General features: G+C 65.2%; 12 protein-coding genes and 1 pseudogene. 11 read left to right on the top strand and 2 right to left on the bottom strand.

Features of this window, described 5'->3' with window-relative positions; translation table 11 throughout:
• Positions 1-405: 405 nt before the first annotated feature.
• Positions 406-3,681, top strand: coding sequence for a protein kinase domain-containing protein (locus ACWEKS_RS46385; RefSeq protein WP_452346092.1), 3,276 nt, complete (start codon positions 406-408; stop codon positions 3,679-3,681).
• A 321-nt stretch (positions 3,682-4,002) separates the two neighbouring features.
• Here ACWEKS_RS46385 and ACWEKS_RS46390 read toward each other — a convergent pair whose 3' ends face one another.
• Together ACWEKS_RS46390 and ACWEKS_RS46395 are read right to left on the bottom strand one after the other, a co-directional pair.
• On the bottom strand, positions 4,003-5,088 hold the full coding sequence (locus ACWEKS_RS46390; protein ID WP_452346081.1) for a serine hydrolase domain-containing protein: 1,086 nt from the start codon (positions 5,086-5,088) through the stop codon (positions 4,003-4,005).
• A 687-nt stretch (positions 5,089-5,775) separates the two neighbouring features.
• On the bottom strand, positions 5,776-6,513 hold the full coding sequence (locus ACWEKS_RS46395) for an IclR family transcriptional regulator (RefSeq protein ID WP_452346082.1): 738 nt from the start codon (positions 6,511-6,513) through the stop codon (positions 5,776-5,778).
• A gap of 23 nt (positions 6,514-6,536) precedes the next feature.
• Here ACWEKS_RS46395 and ACWEKS_RS46400 point away from each other — a divergent pair, with 23 nt between their 5' ends.
• From ACWEKS_RS46400 to ACWEKS_RS46445, 10 genes and pseudogenes are all read left to right on the top strand, one after another.
• Positions 6,537-7,943 carry an MFS transporter gene (locus tag ACWEKS_RS46400; RefSeq protein WP_452346083.1) on the top strand — a complete coding sequence of 469 codons (1,407 nt, stop codon included), beginning with the start codon at positions 6,537-6,539 and terminating at the stop codon, positions 7,941-7,943.
• Between the two features lie 164 nt (positions 7,944-8,107).
• On the top strand, positions 8,108-8,881 hold the full coding sequence (locus ACWEKS_RS46405; protein ID WP_452346084.1) for an enoyl-CoA hydratase/isomerase family protein: 774 nt from the start codon (positions 8,108-8,110) through the stop codon (positions 8,879-8,881).
• 22 nt (positions 8,882-8,903) lie between these two features.
• Complete coding sequence (locus tag ACWEKS_RS46410) at positions 8,904-10,304, top strand: acyl-CoA synthetase (protein ID WP_452346085.1); 1,401 nt, start codon at positions 8,904-8,906, stop codon at positions 10,302-10,304.
• A 70-nt stretch (positions 10,305-10,374) separates the two neighbouring features.
• Positions 10,375-11,688 (top strand): serine hydrolase domain-containing protein, encoded by a 1,314-nt coding sequence (locus ACWEKS_RS46415; protein ID WP_452346086.1) that lies wholly within the window; start codon positions 10,375-10,377, stop codon positions 11,686-11,688.
• A 287-nt stretch (positions 11,689-11,975) separates the two neighbouring features.
• Positions 11,976-12,644, top strand: coding sequence for an MspA family porin (locus tag ACWEKS_RS46420; RefSeq protein ID WP_452346087.1), 669 nt, complete (start codon positions 11,976-11,978; stop codon positions 12,642-12,644).
• 57 nt (positions 12,645-12,701) lie between these two features.
• Positions 12,702-13,382 carry an MspA family porin gene (locus tag ACWEKS_RS46425; RefSeq protein ID WP_452346088.1) on the top strand — a complete coding sequence of 227 codons (681 nt, stop codon included), beginning with the start codon at positions 12,702-12,704 and terminating at the stop codon, positions 13,380-13,382.
• A 152-nt stretch (positions 13,383-13,534) separates the two neighbouring features.
• Positions 13,535-13,801, top strand: coding sequence for a Sec-independent protein translocase subunit TatA (gene tatA / locus ACWEKS_RS46430; protein ID WP_452346089.1), 267 nt, complete (start codon positions 13,535-13,537; stop codon positions 13,799-13,801).
• Positions 13,802-13,865: 64 nt separating this feature from the next.
• Positions 13,866-14,054, top strand: a complete 189-nt coding sequence (locus ACWEKS_RS46435) for a hypothetical protein (RefSeq protein WP_452346090.1) — start codon at positions 13,866-13,868, stop codon at positions 14,052-14,054.
• Positions 14,054-15,229: pseudogene (locus ACWEKS_RS46440) on the top strand (acetyl-CoA C-acetyltransferase). The gene ACWEKS_RS46435 and the pseudogene ACWEKS_RS46440 overlap by 1 nt, the downstream one beginning before the upstream one ends.
• Before the next feature lie 56 nt (positions 15,230-15,285).
• Positions 15,286-16,131 (top strand): 3-hydroxybutyryl-CoA dehydrogenase, encoded by an 846-nt coding sequence (locus tag ACWEKS_RS46445; RefSeq protein WP_452346091.1) that lies wholly within the window; start codon positions 15,286-15,288, stop codon positions 16,129-16,131.
• The last annotated feature ends 167 nt before the right edge of the window (positions 16,132-16,298 follow it).

Genomic DNA, 16,298 nt, shown 5'->3' on the forward strand with positions numbered 1-16,298 from the left:
ACCTTACAGCGGCAGGCGTCCACCGGTCCGGTCATCGCTGCGAGTGTGGCGCGCGGCTACACCGCGCACCACACCCCTTGGAATCAATCATCTAGGAGTTGATGGCGAAGTCGCGTTTGGGTTGCACGTACTGGTTGCGCCAGCGCGGGCGGTTGCCGATCGCGGTGTCTTGTTTGGTGGCTTCGATAATCGGTGTGGGGCGTCCTAGTCGGTCAAAAGGTTCCTGCCGAGGATCCGAGCCTGTGCACGCTCGGCTTCGTTAGGTGAAGGTCGATCAGGTGGAGTGTCGATGTGCTCGGCGCGGATGGATTTGCTCGAAGACTGCGAACGGCTGAGCGATTGTTTTTGCAGGTAGCTACCTGGTGGGCGGGGTAGTCTCGTGCTGGTGTGGATTGCGAGTGGCTGATGGTGGGCTCTGATCCATTGAAGACGCAACGCGATCTTGGTGTGGTCGCGGAGTTGAGTGCTGCGGGCCTGGAGGATGCCGACGAGGTCGGGCGGGGCGGTTTCGGGGTGGTGTACCGCTGTAGTCAGCGCGGGCTGGATCGCGTCGTGGCGGTAAAGGTGCTGACCGGCGAGCTCGAGGAGAATCGGGAGCGTTTCTTTCGCGAGCAGCGGGCGATGGGCCGGCTGACGGGCCACCCGAACATCGTCGGGGTGCTCGAAGTCGGTGAAACCGCGACCGGTCGGCCGTACCTGGTGATGCCGTACCACGCGCAGGGTTCGTTGGACGCGCGGATCCGCGGTGATGGCCCGTTGTCGGTGGAGGAGGTGCTGGGTCTGGGGGTGAAGATGGCCGGTGCGCTGGAGACGGCGCATCGCGCGGAGGTGCTGCACCGCGACGTCAAACCGGCGAACATTCTGCTCACCGACTACGGTCCGGCGTTGACCGATTTCGGTATCGCCCATTTGGCCGGGGGTTTCCGGACGGCGACCGGTGCGGTGACCGGTTCGCCGGCGTTCACTGCGCCCGAGGTCCTCGGCGGGGATCCCCCCAGCCGCTCCTCGGACGTGTACGGGCTGGGCGCCACACTGTTTTGTGCGCTGACCGGTCACGCGGCGTTCGAGCGCCGCAGCGGCGAACAGGTGGTGGCGCAGTTCCTGCGGATCACGACCCAACCGGTTCCGGACCTGCGCGAGCGCGGAATCCCCGAAGACGTGTGTGCGGTTATCGAGGCGGCGATGTGCCGCGAGCCGGGAGATCGCCCCACAGCCGCAGTATTCGGCCAGCACTTGCAGCGGATTCAACAAGCGCACGGTTACGGGGTCGACGAGATGGCGCTGCGGACCGAACCGGGCGGCGAGCTCGCATCACCGGCGACGGCGGTGCCCGCAGGGGGGACCAGCATTCCCAGCCGCAGCGGCGTTGAGCTGCAGGGGAGTACGGGGAACCTGCCGCGGGAGTTGACCAGTTTTGTGGATCGGCGCACCCAGCTGTCGGATGTGAAGAACCTGCTGTCGGGATCGTGTCTGGTGACGCTGACCGGAATCGGTGGGGTCGGCAAGTCACGCCTGGCGCTGCGGGTCGCCCACAAACTGGGCCGCAATTTCGCCGACGGCGTCTGGCTGATCGAGTTGGCCGAGTTGCGCGATCCGTCGTTGCTGGTCGATGTCGTGTCCGGCGCCTTCGGTCTGCGGCCTCAGGTCGGCAGACCGATGCTCGAGGTGCTGGTGGAGTTCCTGTCCACGCGCGAGGTGTTGTTGTTGCTCGATAACTGCGAGCAGGTGATCGACGCGGTCGCGGCACTGGTCGAGTCGCTACTGCGAGCCTGTCCGCGGCTGCGGATTCTGGCGACGAGTCGTGAGGCTGTCGGTATCGGCGGGGAAGCGGTGTTGCCAGTGCCGCCGCTGCGGTTCCCGGACCCGGGAAGCGGGGCATCCCTGCACCAGGCGGCGGGCTACGACGCGGTGACGCTGTTCGCCGAGCGAGCCGCTGCGGCGGTGCAAGGTTTTCAGTTGGCCGAGGACAACCGGGACAGCGTGGCCGGGATCTGTGCGCGGCTCGACGGGTTGCCGTTGGCGATCGAACTGGCGGCGGCAAGATTGCGCACGATGTCGGCCGAGCAGATCCTGGCGCGGCTGACCGACCGGTTCGCCATGTTGACCCGCGGCAGTCGCGGTGCCCCGACACGCCAGCAAACCCTGGCGTGGTGCATCGGCTGGAGCTATGACCTGTGCACACCGACCGAACAGCGGTTGTGGGGTCGGCTGTCGGTATTCGCCGGAAGTTTCGAGCTCGACGCCGCCGAGGACGTGTGTAGCGGTGACCTGACCGGGCCGGAGTTCCTCGATGTGTTGTCCGCGTTGGTCGACAAGTCCATCCTGATCCGTGAGGAATCGGGTGCCGCAGTGCGTTTTCGGCTGCTCGAGACCGTGCAGGAGTACGGCAAACAGAAGATCGAAGAGGCCGGCGAGTACGCCGAACTGTGTCGGCGACACCGGGACTGGTATGAGCGGCTAGCGCTTGAGGCAGAGGCGGACTGGATCAGTCCGCGCCAGCTCGAATGGATCGCCCGGCTCAAGCGTGAACTACCGAACCTGCGCAAGGCAATGGAGTTCAGCCGATCAGAAGAACACGCAGCCGGGATGCGGACCGCCACCGCCCTACACAGTTTCTGGGTTTTCAGTGGCCGATTCAGCGAAGCGCGCCGGTGGTGCGACCGGGCGCTTGCTGGTACTTCCGACGCGGCGTTGGCGGACCGAGCCAAGGCCCTCTTCGCGAGCGGCGTTTTCGCCACAGATATGGGTGATCTTCCGGCTGAAACCAGTCGCATGGCCGAGCTTCGCGCCCTGGCCGAGCAGACACACGACCAGACGATTGCCGCCCTGCTCGCCTATGCCGACGGGTACGCTGCTGTGAGCAGTGGCGATCTGGATCGCGCGGAAACCCAGTTCAACGTCGCCGTCGAAGCATTCAGCGCCCAAGGTGACGTCCTATTCCAATCGGGGGCACTGAACCAACTCGGCTGGACTTATGCGCTCCAGGGGAATATGGAGCGCGCTCTCGCCTGTCTCGAAGAATTGCTGACTATCGCGGATTCTCACGGCGCCTTGGTGTACAGGTCGAGGGCATTGCGGCCCATGGCGCTTGCCGTCTGGGAGATGGGTGACCGCGAGCGGGCGGTGCAGCTGTTGGAGGAGGCTCTTCGGTTGGCTCGACCGGTGGTCGATCCGTTCGTCACCGCTCTCGCTTTAGAGATACTGGCCTGGATCGCGGCTGAGAAACACGATGCGCGGCGCGCGGCCGTGTTGCTGGGCGCCGCGCTCAAGCTCATCGACGCGGCCGGCGGCTCCGGCCTTACGCGGTCGCCCCGATTGCTTGCCTACCGAGAGGAATGCGTGCATCGCAGCCTCGATGTACTCGGCAGGCGAGGATTCGAGTCCGCCCACCAGGAGGGTGCCGCGATGAATTTCGACGCGGCGATCGATTTCGCGCTGGGTGAGCATCATCGAGCCGAGGCACCGGCAGATCATATATCGGCGAATTTGACCAGACGTGAGCGCGAGATAGCCGACCTCGTCGCCGAGGGGCTGACCAACAAGGCAATCGCCGCCCGGCTGGTGATTTCGCAGCGCACAGCACAGGGACACGTCGAGCACATCCTCACCAAACTGGGATTCACCTCTCGGACGCAGATCGCGGCCTGGGCCGCAGAGCACTCCCACCACAAGCTCGCATAAGCGAACCGATAGCCGCCTCTCACGACTCGTCGACGATGCACCGCGAACGCTCGGTATACGCAGCCGAAGAATCGGGTATGAATCCGCCCGCTAATCCGGAGACTGGTCTCCGGATTAGCGGGGGAATCTCATCACCGCGTGCGGGTGGTTGACTGACTGAGTGCGCTGCCGGGTCAGAACTAGGCGCGTTGGTTGACTCAACGAGTCCGTTGATTCGGCAGCCCGGTCCAGACCGTGACGCTCACAGGCATGCTCGGGTGCACACGGGCGTGCCTGTGAGCGTCAATATGTGACGCTGGCACGGTGGCTGGGTCGTGTCGGTTACTGCGGCAAGGCCGCGATAATCCTGGCGACCGTGTCACCGATTTCCACTTTCGGATTGAACCCCATGCTGGCGACAACCAGATCTTTCGATGGGATGACCAGGGTGCTCTGGCCCCAGGCGCCCTCGGCCGAGAAGGTCTCGGCAGGAATCTGGGGCCGTACATTATTGGCGTTGAGCCAGACCATGCCGCCGTATCCGGGGTTGTCGGGCGAGGGTGTTCTGAGCATGCGCACCCAGCCTTCTGGTAGCAGCTGCTCGCCGTTCCATTTCCCGTCCTGCAGCATGAGCTGACCGATGCGGGCCCAGTTCCTGGGGGTGGAGTCGGTCAGCGCCGAGGCGATGTAGTGGCCTTCGCGGTCGGTGGACCAGACGGTGTCGTGGGCTCCGATCCGCTGGAGCAGTTCGTACTGGAAGGCGAGCGGGTCGCGGCCTTGTGCGAGTACGGCGTCGTTGATGACACGACCGAGAGTGAGCGGGTCGCAGTTCTTGTACGACATGTGTGTTCCCGGCGGTCGGACAAGTTCTTGTCCGGCGGCGTGGACGAAGCTGTCGACGCTTTCCCAGTACTGCAAGTCATGAACGCTGGCCGGTGACCAGTACGTCGGTGACGAGAACGGCCGAGGATCACTGGCACCGTCGGGCTTCGCGCACTTCTCGAGTCCGCTGCTCATCTGCAAGCTGTCGAAGAGCCGGATCTCGCGGCGCGAATCACTTTGCCATTCCGGGATCGGAGCCGGTGCGTTCACGTCGATCTTCGCGCCGTGCTGAATCGCGTAACCGAGCTGAAGGGCAGTGAGCGTCTTGGTCATTGACCACGATGCAGTCCTCGAGTGCGGGCCCCACCCATCGGCGTACGCCTCCCCGACGATCTGGCCCTTGTAGAGGACCACCGTGCCTCGTGTCCCTCCTGCGCGGACGCGGTCGGCCAGCGCGGCGTTGATCGCGTCGCGATCCACGCCGGCCGGATAGGTCCAGGGCAGCAGTGTGTCGCCATCCGGCCAGGGCAGTACGCCACTGAGATTCGGTTGGGTGACAGTGCGAGGGGTGAAATGCAGGCCCGAGCCGTCGATCGGGAGGATCACGCATCCTTGATCACCGGTGTAGACGGCCTCGCGGGTGCGCTGTCCGGGGACAGTGACTCGGACGGCGTTGGCGGTCCGGTCGATGTCGTATTCGGCGCGGTCGAAGCCGTCGAGTTGTCCGTGAATCTCGCCGAGCTCGCTCGCACGAAGGTCCTCGAGAGAGCGATTCTGAATAAACACGCCCTCGCACACGGTGCGCGCTGCCCCCGCGGAGTCGACCTCGAACGGCGTGGGCGTACCGGTCTGGGGTGTCGCCCACGCGGCACTGTGCACGGCCGGAGCGAGAAGTACCGCACATACTCCGACGATCGCGGCACCGCGTGGAAGTGGTGAAGCCCTGAATTTGGCGCGAACTGGGCGCATGGTTCCCATCCTTTCAAACGGTCCATATTGCGGACCAACAATCCACTATGTGGACCGACTGAAGATATGGTGCAGATCACGTCGTGGTCAAGAGTCGGCGGCGGATCACAGGATGCGTGCTCGCGCGCATCGATGCGTCAACGAGAGGTCCCAATGAAAGAAGGCCCATGTCGCGGCGGTCGTGACATGGGCCCATCGTGCGGAGGCAACCGACAGCCGGCACCGGCGGAGGCACGCGATCCGGCTATGAACCACCCACGGGGCGAGGCGTGGCCGCAATTCGTGTTGTCGCCGGTCTCAGTGCTCCCGCAGGTGCGTGGTCGGTCAGCTGAGGACGCGCTCGATCTCGCGTTTGGCGGCCAGTGCGAGGCTGCCGTACTCCTCGTAACGCTCGGGGGTGAGCCGGGAGGATGGTCCGGAAATGCTGAAGCAGCCACTGGTCGAGCCCGTGCGGCTCTGGACGGCAACTGCGACGGCCGAGATTCCGTCGTTGAGTTCCCCCGTCGAGACCGCGTATCCGCGTTGCCGGATGATTTCGAGCTCGTCCAGAAGGGACGGGATGTCGGTGATCGTTTGCGCCGTAACGGGATTCAGGTGTGGCGCAAGCAAGCTGTCGATCTTGGCTGTGTCCAGTGTTGCGAGGTATGACTTGCCGTTCGCGGCGGCATGGAACGGCAGCCGGGTCCCCAGAGGGAGGAAGGCCCGCAAATGGTGAGCGCTGTCGAGGCGCTCGATCAGGAGCATCTCGTCGCCGTCGGGCACCGTGAGGTGGATCGTCTCACCGGTCTGCTCCTGTAGCCGTCCGAGCACGGGTAGCGCGACCTCACGCAGATGCTGCCCCAGTGCCACGGCGCTCCCGAGACTGAAGGCCTTGCCGGTGATTACCCACCGCCCGCTGCCATCGTCGGCCGGGCGGGTCCACCCGGCTTGAGCGAGGGTTTTCAAGCAGCGCTGAACAGTGCTTTTCGGGATTTCGAGACGCTGGGCCAGTCCTGTCAGCCCGATTGGCTGGTGCACTGCCACTTCTTCGAAGACGCGCAGCGTTGTCAGGACACTGTTCATTCTCTCCACCTCTTGACTGGCTTGTGACGGCGATCATATGCTCACACGACCTGGACCGTATTGTAGCACATCGGTCCACGATATGGACCGGAGATGAAATGTCCGACACAAAGGACGCCCCTGGCATCGGTGCCGGGGGCAAGCAGTCAGCTTCTGCCGAGCAATCCCTGCGGATGACCCCCCAACAGCGCAACGCGTTCTGGGGATCGTTCGGCGGATGGGCCATGGATGGGTTCACGCTCGCCACGTTCGGACTGGTACTGGCTCCCACTCTGCGGGACCTGTTGCCCCGCTCCGGTGTGGCGGCGACCACGGCCAACATCGGCTTCTACGGCCAGCTGAGCGGCGCGCTGTTCCTGCTGGGCTGGGGCTGCTCGTTCGTGTGGGGGCCCATTGCAGACCGATTCGGCCGACGGCCGGCGATGATCGGCAGCATTCTGATGTTCTCGATCTTCACCGCGCTGGCGGGATTGTCGACCAACGTCTGGCAGTGGAGCGCATTCAGGTTCTTGTGCGCGATCGGCATCGGCGGTGAGTGGGCCATGGCCGGCACGGTCGTCGCCGAGTCGGTCCCCGAACGTATACGGGTCAAGCTCGGTGGCGTACTGCACTCGGCGAACTATGTCGGTCAGCTGCTGACCGCCCTGGTGTACCTCGCGTTCGGCGAGCAGCTGGGTTGGCGGGGTTTGTTCCTGCTCGGGGTGCTGCCCGCGCTGCTGGTGCTGTTCATTCGCCGTAAGACTCAAGAACCCGCCCGCTGGACCGCGACGGCGCGCTCGGAAAACCGGCCGTCCCTGCTGGCCCCGCTCAGGGCCATCCTGGCAGCACAGTTCCGACGCCGCACCATCGGCAATCTGCTGCTGCTCGTGGTCTGCGTCATCGGATTGTGGGCCACGACGACCTACGTCCCCACCGCGGTCACCGATATCACCCGGGCGGCTGGTATGAGCCATGCCAGTCAAACCCGGCTGGCCAGCCTGTCGGCGGCGTTGACCGTGGTGTTCACAACGCTGGGCTGCCTTGCGACGCCCTTGCTGGTCGACCGGCTCGGCCGCCGAAAGACTCTCGGGGCCTTCTACTGCCTGATGATCGTCGGCATTCTCGGGGTGTACGGGCTGGCATACCCGCTGTCGAACCTGGCGCTGATGTTCGCGTTCTTGCCTGTCCTCGGCTTCGGTGGCGCGAATTTCGCCGTATTCACCATTTGGCTGCCGGAGCAGTACCCGACCGCGATCCGAGCAACCGCGTTTGCGTTCACCACCACAATTTCGCGCTGGTTCGCCGCCGGCGGCACGTTGCTGCTCGCCGTTTGTATCCGTGCGGCGGGCTCACTGTCGCTGCCTCTGGCGGCGACCGCCGCAGCCTTCGTCGTCGGGCTCCTGCTGCTCAGGCTCGCACCCGAAACCCGCAACCAGACCCTGCCCGAATAACTCGCGCGGTAAACAAGGATCCATAGCCGATGATTTCCACCTCCGCTTCGACACCGCACCCAGTCCGGTCACCCATGGTCTCCGCTACCGGCCGCGAGGCGATCCCTGCCGGGGATCAGGCACAGCCCAGGCCCTGCCCGCGCCGGAAGGCGTGGTGAACCGCGATGTCGACACCACACCCCACGGTCCTGCTGACGCTCGACGGTGCGATCGCGCAGATCACCATCGACAACCGTGCACGCGCCAACGCCTTGAACCGGGCGATGCTCGCCGCTCTGGGTGCTCACCTGGCCACCGTCACACAGAACGCTGATGTACTGGCCGTCGTGCTCACCGGCGCGGGCCCCAATTTCAGTGCAGGATTGGACATCTCGGAGATCAGCGAGAGTTCCGATACCAGCATCGAAGACGACTTCGTGCGGATCGAGGAGACCCTCGCCGGGTGCCCCAAACCCACCATCGCCGCGATCCGTGGCCACTGCGTGGGCGGCGCAACCCAGCTCGCCGCCGCCTGCGATCTGCGAATCGCCTCTGAGCAGGCCACTTTCGCCATCACCCCGGCCAAACTGGGCATCGTCTATCCCACGCGCTCCATCGATCGACTGGTGCGAATTATCGGACCCGCCGCGACCAAGCGCCTGATCTTCACTGCCGACACAGTCACGGCGAAAGTGGCCATGCACTACGGCCTCGTCACCGACGTGGTCGCCGACGACGCACTGGCCACCGCGACCACTCGCCTCGCCGCCACGATCGCATCCCGTGCACCGATCACCATCGCCGCCGCAAAACAGATGGCCGACGAAGCCGCCGCGCACGGCCGAGTGACCGACGAACTCCACCACCGCTGGCTCTCAACACCCAACCCCGACCTCAGCATCGGCCTGGCCGCCTTCGCCGCCAGGACCGAGCCCGTGTTCGGCACCAGCAACCCGTGACCACGAGAGGTGTTCTCCACCAATGCTTCTAACATCGCTTGACCCCACTGGCCAGCACACAGCCGACACCGCAGCGGCGATCACCATCGGTGCGCAAAGCTTGTCGCGCGCGCAGGTGTCAGCCGCCGCCCACGCCCTGGCCGGGTCCTTACCCACCGGACCCGTCGCGGTCTGTGCCGCCGCCACACCCGACACGATCATCGCCATCACCGCATGCCTGCTGGCCGGCGTGATCGTCGTACCGGTCCCGCCCGACTCCGGCAACGCTGAATTGCAGCACATCCTCGACGACGCCAAGGTCACTTGCTGGGCAGGCCCCCCGCACCCGAGTTCCGATCTGCCCTCCATACCGGTCGACCTTCTCGGCCGAGGCACCTCGACATCGCTGATCACCCCACACGACGACGACATCGCGATGATCATGTACACCTCGGGGACCACCGGCGCACCCAAGGGGGTCACCCTCAGTCATCGGGCATTGGCCGCGGGCATCGACGCGGTCGCTCATGCGTGGCTGTGGACCCCCGGCGACACCGTCGTTCACGGCCTGCCGCTGTTTCATCTACATGGACTGGTCCTAGGCGTCCTCGCGTCGTTGCGAATCGGATCGCGGGTCGTTCACACCGAAAAGCCGCGGCCGGAGCGCTATGCCGCTGCCGAGGGCACCATGTATTTCGGCGTGCCCACCATTTGGTCGCGCATCGCCGCCGACGAGACATCCGCGCAGGCCCTGCGCCGAGCCCGTCTGCTCGTCTCCGGCAGCGCACCGCTGCCGACCCCGGTTTTCGAGCGCCTCGCCGAGCTGACCGGCAGGACTCCCATCGAGCGCTACGGCATGAGCGAAACCATGATCACCCTCAGCACCCGAGCCGACGGACCACGCCCCCTGGGGTCGGTCGGGCAACCGTTGCGAGGAGTGGAGACTCGGCTGTACGGCGAGGACGGTCAGCTCGTCCCCGACGACGGCGAGAGCATCGGACGACTGCACGTCCGCGGGCCGATGCTGTTCGAGGGCTATCTCAACCGCCCTGAAGCCACCGCCACTGCCTGGACCGACGATGGCTGGTTCATCACCGGCGACATCGCGACCCGCGACGCGGCCGGATTTCACCGCATCGTCGGCCGCGAATCGGTCGATCTGATCAAGTCCGGCGGGTACCGCATCGGTGCCGGCGAGGTCGAGACCGCCCTGCTGGCCCACCCGTCGGTCCAGGAGGTGGCAGTCGTTGGACACCCCGACCTCGATCTCGGCCAACGGATCGTCGCCTACGTGGTCGCCGGTGAACAGAACGCATCCCTGGCGGAGGCCCTCATCGCCTTCGTGACACAGACACTGTCGAATCATAAGCGGCCCCGGGAAGTGATCTTCGTCGACGAGCTGCCTCGCAACGCGCTGGGCAAAGTCCAGAAGAAACTTCTCTAGCGCTCCCGCCGCCCCCTACCGAACAACCTCTCATCACAGCAGACCCGCTGATTACAAAGGAGTACCAGCAATGAACCCCTCACCCGGAACCGGTGCCAACGGAATAAGTCGTCGCTCTGCTCTGGGCGCAGGAAGTGCACTCCTCGCGGCAGGTGCTCTGGTCGCCTGCACCAAGACGTCCTCGTCGTCCACGAATACGACCACAACGACCAGCCCCAAACCCGCCCCGGACAACGAGCAGATCGCCACGAGTGTGCTCGATCCAACCCCCGAAAATCAGGCGGCGACTTTCCGGAACTTCGACCGGCAATCCTTCGCGACGCGGGTGATCCGCACGGACAAGACACGAACCAAGCCCTTTCCGCGCAGCAACAAATCCCTCGATGGACTGCACTACACGTTCAATGGAACCGATCGAACACTCGACCGCTACGCCTCCGATGACAACCGCATTGCCGGACTTCTCGTACTCAAGGACGGCGCGATCGTCCACGAAAGGTATGGGATGGGCAACAACGAAACCTCGCGGTGGACTTCGTGGTCGATCGCCAAATCGTTCACAGGCTCCTTGGTCGGCGCAGCCTTGGTCGACAAGTCGATCGGCAGTCTCGACGACCCGATCACCCGGTATGTCTCCGAACTGAAGGACAGCCCCTACCAGGACAACACGATCCGGCAGCTGCTGCAGATGAGTTCGGGTCTGCGATGGACCTCGGAGCCCTACACGCTCTATGGCGATTCCGACATCGCGCGCCTGTTTCAGGCGGCCTACAGCAACCGGGCAGGAGCAGTCATGGACCTCATGATCACCCGCCCGCGCGTGGCGGCACCGGGCGTCGCCTTCAACTACGCGAATGGCGACACCTACGTGCTCGGAGCCGTCGTCGCCAAGGCCACAGGCAAGAACCTCAGCGACTACCTCTCGCAGAAGATTTGGCAGCCCCTCGGAATGGAAGCCGACGGCTATTGGATGCTGGATTCGCCCGGGGGGCTGGAAATGGGCGGCAACAATCTCAGCGCAACCCTGCGTGACTACGGCCGCTTCGGGCAGTTCATCCTCGGCGGCGGCGAGGGGGTCCTCCCCAAGGGATGGCGTGATGAGGCCGGACAGCCGCATTCAGCGACCACCGGATACGGAAAGCTGCCCTATTCGGGATATCCCGGTGGCTATGGCTACCAGTGGTGGTGCTATCCGCCGGGAGTCGCTGGTGCACATGGCCCCACCCCGACTTTCGAGGCCGAAGGAGTATATGGCCAAAAGCTCTACATCAACCCTTCCGACGGCGTTGTCGTGGTGCAATGGGCCGCTTGGCCAGCTGAAGGTAGCCAGAATGAGAAGGAATATCTCGCCGTCGTTGATGCAATCGTCAACGCTTTGCGGTGAACGCCTGCGGCGCAAGTACATGCGCAGCGCCGAATGCCGGTTAGCGAGATCGAACTATTTGTGACATCTACCGCAGGCCGACACACTCGATTGTGGTGGTACCTGCCACGCGCAGGTGATCCTTCGGTGCGTGACCCAATTCACTTCAGGGCGATGAAATCTGCGGGTCGATCGCCCTGATAACACCATTCCCAGGCATTCTCGGGGACTTTCGAAAACAAAGCCACAGCTCGCAGGCTGTTCAACACTTCGGGTCCCATTGATTCCATTTATTTCGGGAGCTTTTCATGTCCAAACCATCCACCCGCGCGGCCCTCTCCGGAGCAATTGGCTTCGTCATCGTGCTGTGGCCCAGCCTTACCCTCGCCGCGCCGAACGCCCTGGCCGACACCGCTTTCGCTCTACCCGACGGCCAGAAACAAGGCCCCGACGGCGTGGTCTTGTTCCGCACCGGCGAGCACGTCACCATCTCGCCATCGCTGGCCGACAACGGCGCCGGGCGCACCGTGTGGGTCTCGGGCAATGCCATCGCCGATGTCCCGAACGCTCCGGTTACCGCGGTCGGCCCCAACAACGGCTCCAACAATGGGGCCGGCACGAACAACTCCTCCACCCACGGTGCCTCGCAGATCAACACCGGCTACATCGTCGGCTGCCAGGTCGACATCGCCTCCGACGCCATCTCCGCCGGCGTCTCCGGCAGCCTCAGCCTGACCGGCGGCAGCGTCGGGGGCTCGGTCGGTCTCAAGCTCGGGCCGGGACAGGTCGCGTTCGTGCAGATCGATTACAAGGACATCACCAAGCCCGGTCATTACTCGGTGGAGTACCAGGACGTGCAGATGCAGATCCAGAACTGCGCCGGATACGCCCAGGCCCGCGCCTACACCGTCGTCGAGGTGGTGGGTGATCACTACTCCAAGACCACCCTCTACGGCCAGCCCTTCTCCATCGGCTGACGATCCCCGAACGTCAATGCCTTTGTTCCACATCTTCTTTCATCAGCAGGACACGTCATGAAACCCTCGCAAATCACCCTCCACACCGCCGCGGCGGTCGCCGTCACCATGCTCGGACTGCTCACCGCGCCCGCCACGGCCACGGCTGACACCGTCGTGCCGCTGCCCGGAGCGGATCTCACCAAGATGCTCTCCGACGGCACCGTCGTGCACGTCTGGCTCGACGGCGAATCCGCTAACATCAACCCCTCCATGGGCGCGACCCCGTTGCACCGCAACGCCTGGACCACCGGCAACGCCCATTTCGAGCTCACCCCGGGCAACACGACCACTGCGGGCGCGCTGATCGAGCCCGGGTATGTGGTGGGTTGCCAGGTCGCCATCGACGGCGGCGGGGTGAACGGCGGCCCGACCGCCGGAGTCACCGTCGGCTCCAACGGCAGCGTCACCCCGAGTCTGTCGGGCAACGCTGGCGCCAATCTCAGCCTCGGCCCCGGCCAGGCCCAGAGCTTCTTCGTCCTCGATCTGGAGAAGGCCGATGGATTCGGCGCGGACACGCACAAGAAGTACAACTGGGTCAACGGCACCAGCGGCTCGGTCTCCTGGGCCGACGAAACCATCGGCCTCAACGGCTGCGCCGGATACGCCCAGGCCCGCGCCTTCGTCTCCTACGAGATCGACACCGACACGATCACCAGCTGGGTGACCATCTGGGGCCAGCCCTTCAGCATCGGCTAACCGTCCCGGAACAGCCAGATGCTCGGCACGGTGGGCTGGCGCGGTGTTGCAGACCCGATCGATCCCGCGTCAGCCCACAACGCCACCGGACACAGCCGGTGGCAAGGCTGTCCATCCCTCACCCATCTACGGGGGTATCGGAGGTACCAACAATGACAGGCACTCTCAGCCCGTGGCACATCCTGGTCGTCGCAGCGGTGTTCCTACTGTTCTTCGGCGCGAAACGGATGCCCGACGCTGCACGAGGTCTGGGCAGCTCGATGCGCATCTTCAAAGCCGAAATCAACCAAATGGACGCCAACCGTCCCGAAGAAGACGCCACCGTAGCTCGCACGCCGCATCCACCCGGCACCTCGCCGCTAGCGCAAACCCACCCTGCCGACGAAGCGAGCACCCACGGACACGACTCACCGAGGTGACGTGAGCCTCGTTCTGGCTCCGCACCAGCAGTTACCCACATCGAGCAGGAGCGAGCTACCCAGCATGAACACGTTCTTCGTCATCGCCGCAAGCGAATCGGCGATCTATCTGACTGCCAGCTGGCTGTTCAGAAGGGCCCGCCACCCCTCGTACGACCAAATGCCAAGCGCCCACCGGCGCTGGCATGCCGTGCTCGGCGTCGATACCGATGCAGGCACTGTAACCGCATCATCGAGAAAGGTCCCCTCCTAATGAGCTCTGTTATCGTTTCCGGTGCTCGGACTCCGGTCGGCAGACTGCTGGGTTCGTTGAAGGGTTTCAGTGGCTCCGATCTGGGCGGGTTCGCGATCACCGCGGCGCTGGAGCAGGGGTGGGGTGGCGCCGGGGCTGGTCGATTACGTGATCATGGGTCAGGTGCTCACCGCGGGCGCGGGCCAGATCCCGGCCCGCCAGGCCGCGGTCGCCGCCGGTATTCCGATGGATGTTCCGGCGCTGACCGTCAACAAGGTGTGCCTGTCCGGGATCAACGCGATCGCTTTGGCGGATCAGCTGATCCGCTGTGGCGAGTACGAGGTCGTCGTCGCGGGCGGTCAGGAGTCGATGTCGCGGGCCCCGCACCTTGAACACAATCGGGAAGGGTTCCGTTACGGCCATGTCACTGTCCGTGACAGCATGGTCCACGACGGTCTGCATGACATCTTCACCGATCAGGCGATGGGCGCGCTCACCGAGGCGCGCAACGACGCCGACGGCATCAGCCGCGCCGAGCAGGACGCGTTCGCCGCGGCCTCGCACCGGAAGGCCGCGGCCGCCTGGAAGAATGGCCTGTTCGCCGACGAGGTCACCCCGGTTGCGGTCCCGCAGCGCAGGGGCGACCCGATCGTGTTCGCCGTCGACGAGGGTATCCGTGCCGACACCACCGTCGAGTCGCTGGGCAGCTGCGTCCGGCCTTCGGCAAGGACGGCACGATCACCGCGGGTTCGGCCTCGCAGATCTCCGACGGCGCGGCCGCGGTGGTCGTCATGTCCAACGCCAAGGCCGGGCAGCTGGGTTTGGGCTGGATCGCCGAGATCGGCGCGGCGGGTGTGGTGGCCGGCCCGGACTCCACCCTGCAGGACCAGCCGGCCAACGCTATCGCGAAAGCCTGTGCCAAGGAAGGCATTTCACCTGCCGAGCTGGATCTGGTGGAGATCAACGAGGCGTTCGCGGCGGTCGGTATCGCCTCGGCCCGCAAGCTGGGCATCGACCCGGAGAAGGTCAATGTCAATGGTGGCGCCATCGCCATCGGCCACCCGCTGGGCATGTCCGGCGCCCGTATCGTGCTGCACCTGGCCCTCGAGCTGCGCCGCCGCGGCGGCGGTGTGGGCGCGGCCGCGCTCTGCGGTGGCGGCGGCCAGGGCGACGCCCTCATCATCCGCGTGCAGTAAACACCGCCAAAACCATTCAGGGCCGCAGCGTTTCACCCGAAGTCAGGAGAGTTGTCATGCATCGTATCGGTGTGATCGGTGGCGGCACGATGGGTGCCGGTATCGCCGAGGTCGCCGCCCGCGCCGGCGGTGAAGTCCTGGTCCTCGAACGCGACACCGACACCGCCTACGCTGCCCGCGCCCGCATCGCGAAGTCCCTGACCCGTGCGGTGGAGGCCGGCAAACTCGCCCGCGACGTCGCCGACGCTGCCGCGGACCGGATCACGCTCACCACCGACATCGACGATTTCGCCGACCGCGAACTCGTCATCGAAGCCGCACCCGAAATCGAAGCACTCAAGACCGAGTTCTTCACCAAACTCGACACCATCGTGGCGCCGGAGGCGATCCTGGCGACCAACACCTCCTCCATCCCGGTCATCCGGATCGCCACCGCCACCGCCCGCCCGGGCCGGGTGGTGGGGGTGCATTTCTTCAATCCGGTTCCGGTGTTGCCGCTGGTCGAGATCGTCGCCACCCTCGAGACCGACCCCAAGGTCGTCGACACGGTCACCGCCTACGCCCGCGACACCCTGGGCAAACGCACCATCGAGTCCAAGGACCGGGCCGGATTCGTCGTCAACGCCCTGTTGATCCCGTATCTGTGTGCGGCGATCCGGATGGCCGAGTCCGGGTTCGCCAGCGTCGCCGACATCGACGAAGCCATGGTCGCCGGTTGCGCGCACCCCATGGGGCCGCTGCGGCTGGCCGACACCATCGGATTGGACCTCACCCTCGCCATCGCCGAATCCCTGCACACCGAGTTCCGCGAACCCCACTACGCCCCTCCGCCCCTGTTGCGGCGCATGGTCGACGCCGGCTACCTCGGCCGCAAGACCGGACGCGGGTTCCACACCTACTGACCGCACACTCGAACCCGCTTTTTCCGCCCACCAGGTTCCGGTTCCGGCGCTAGTCGGCGTGAGCGCCGGGACCGGGCGGGGGCGCGGGCCCGGCAACCCTTCGCCCGGGCCCGTACTCGTCGCCGGACTGCCTGCAACAGTCCGGCGACGACCCCCACACCCCGACA

The organism is Nocardia sp. NPDC004711 (genome assembly GCF_053601595.1).

Bases quoted from the DNA above. Each gene is read 5' to 3' on its own strand.
- ACWEKS_RS46445 (WP_452346091.1), top strand. From the start codon at position 15,286: ATGCATCGTATCGGTGTGATCGGTGGCGGCACGATGGGTGCCGGTATC.
- ACWEKS_RS46415 (WP_452346086.1), top strand. From the start codon at position 10,375: ATGAACCCCTCACCCGGAACCGGTGCCAACGGAATAAGTCGTCGCTCT.
- ACWEKS_RS46420 (WP_452346087.1), top strand. From the start codon at position 11,976: ATGTCCAAACCATCCACCCGCGCGGCCCTCTCCGGAGCAATTGGCTTC.
- ACWEKS_RS46435 (WP_452346090.1), top strand. From the start codon at position 13,866: ATGAACACGTTCTTCGTCATCGCCGCAAGCGAATCGGCGATCTATCTG.
- ACWEKS_RS46405 (WP_452346084.1), top strand. From the start codon at position 8,108: ATGTCGACACCACACCCCACGGTCCTGCTGACGCTCGACGGTGCGATC.
- ACWEKS_RS46425 (WP_452346088.1), top strand. From the start codon at position 12,702: ATGAAACCCTCGCAAATCACCCTCCACACCGCCGCGGCGGTCGCCGTC.
- ACWEKS_RS46385 (WP_452346092.1), top strand. From the start codon at position 406: ATGGTGGGCTCTGATCCATTGAAGACGCAACGCGATCTTGGTGTGGTC.
- tatA (WP_452346089.1), top strand. From the start codon at position 13,535: ATGACAGGCACTCTCAGCCCGTGGCACATCCTGGTCGTCGCAGCGGTG.
- ACWEKS_RS46395 (WP_452346082.1), bottom strand. From the start codon at position 6,513: ATGAACAGTGTCCTGACAACGCTGCGCGTCTTCGAAGAAGTGGCAGTG.
- ACWEKS_RS46410 (WP_452346085.1), top strand. From the start codon at position 8,904: ATGCTTCTAACATCGCTTGACCCCACTGGCCAGCACACAGCCGACACC.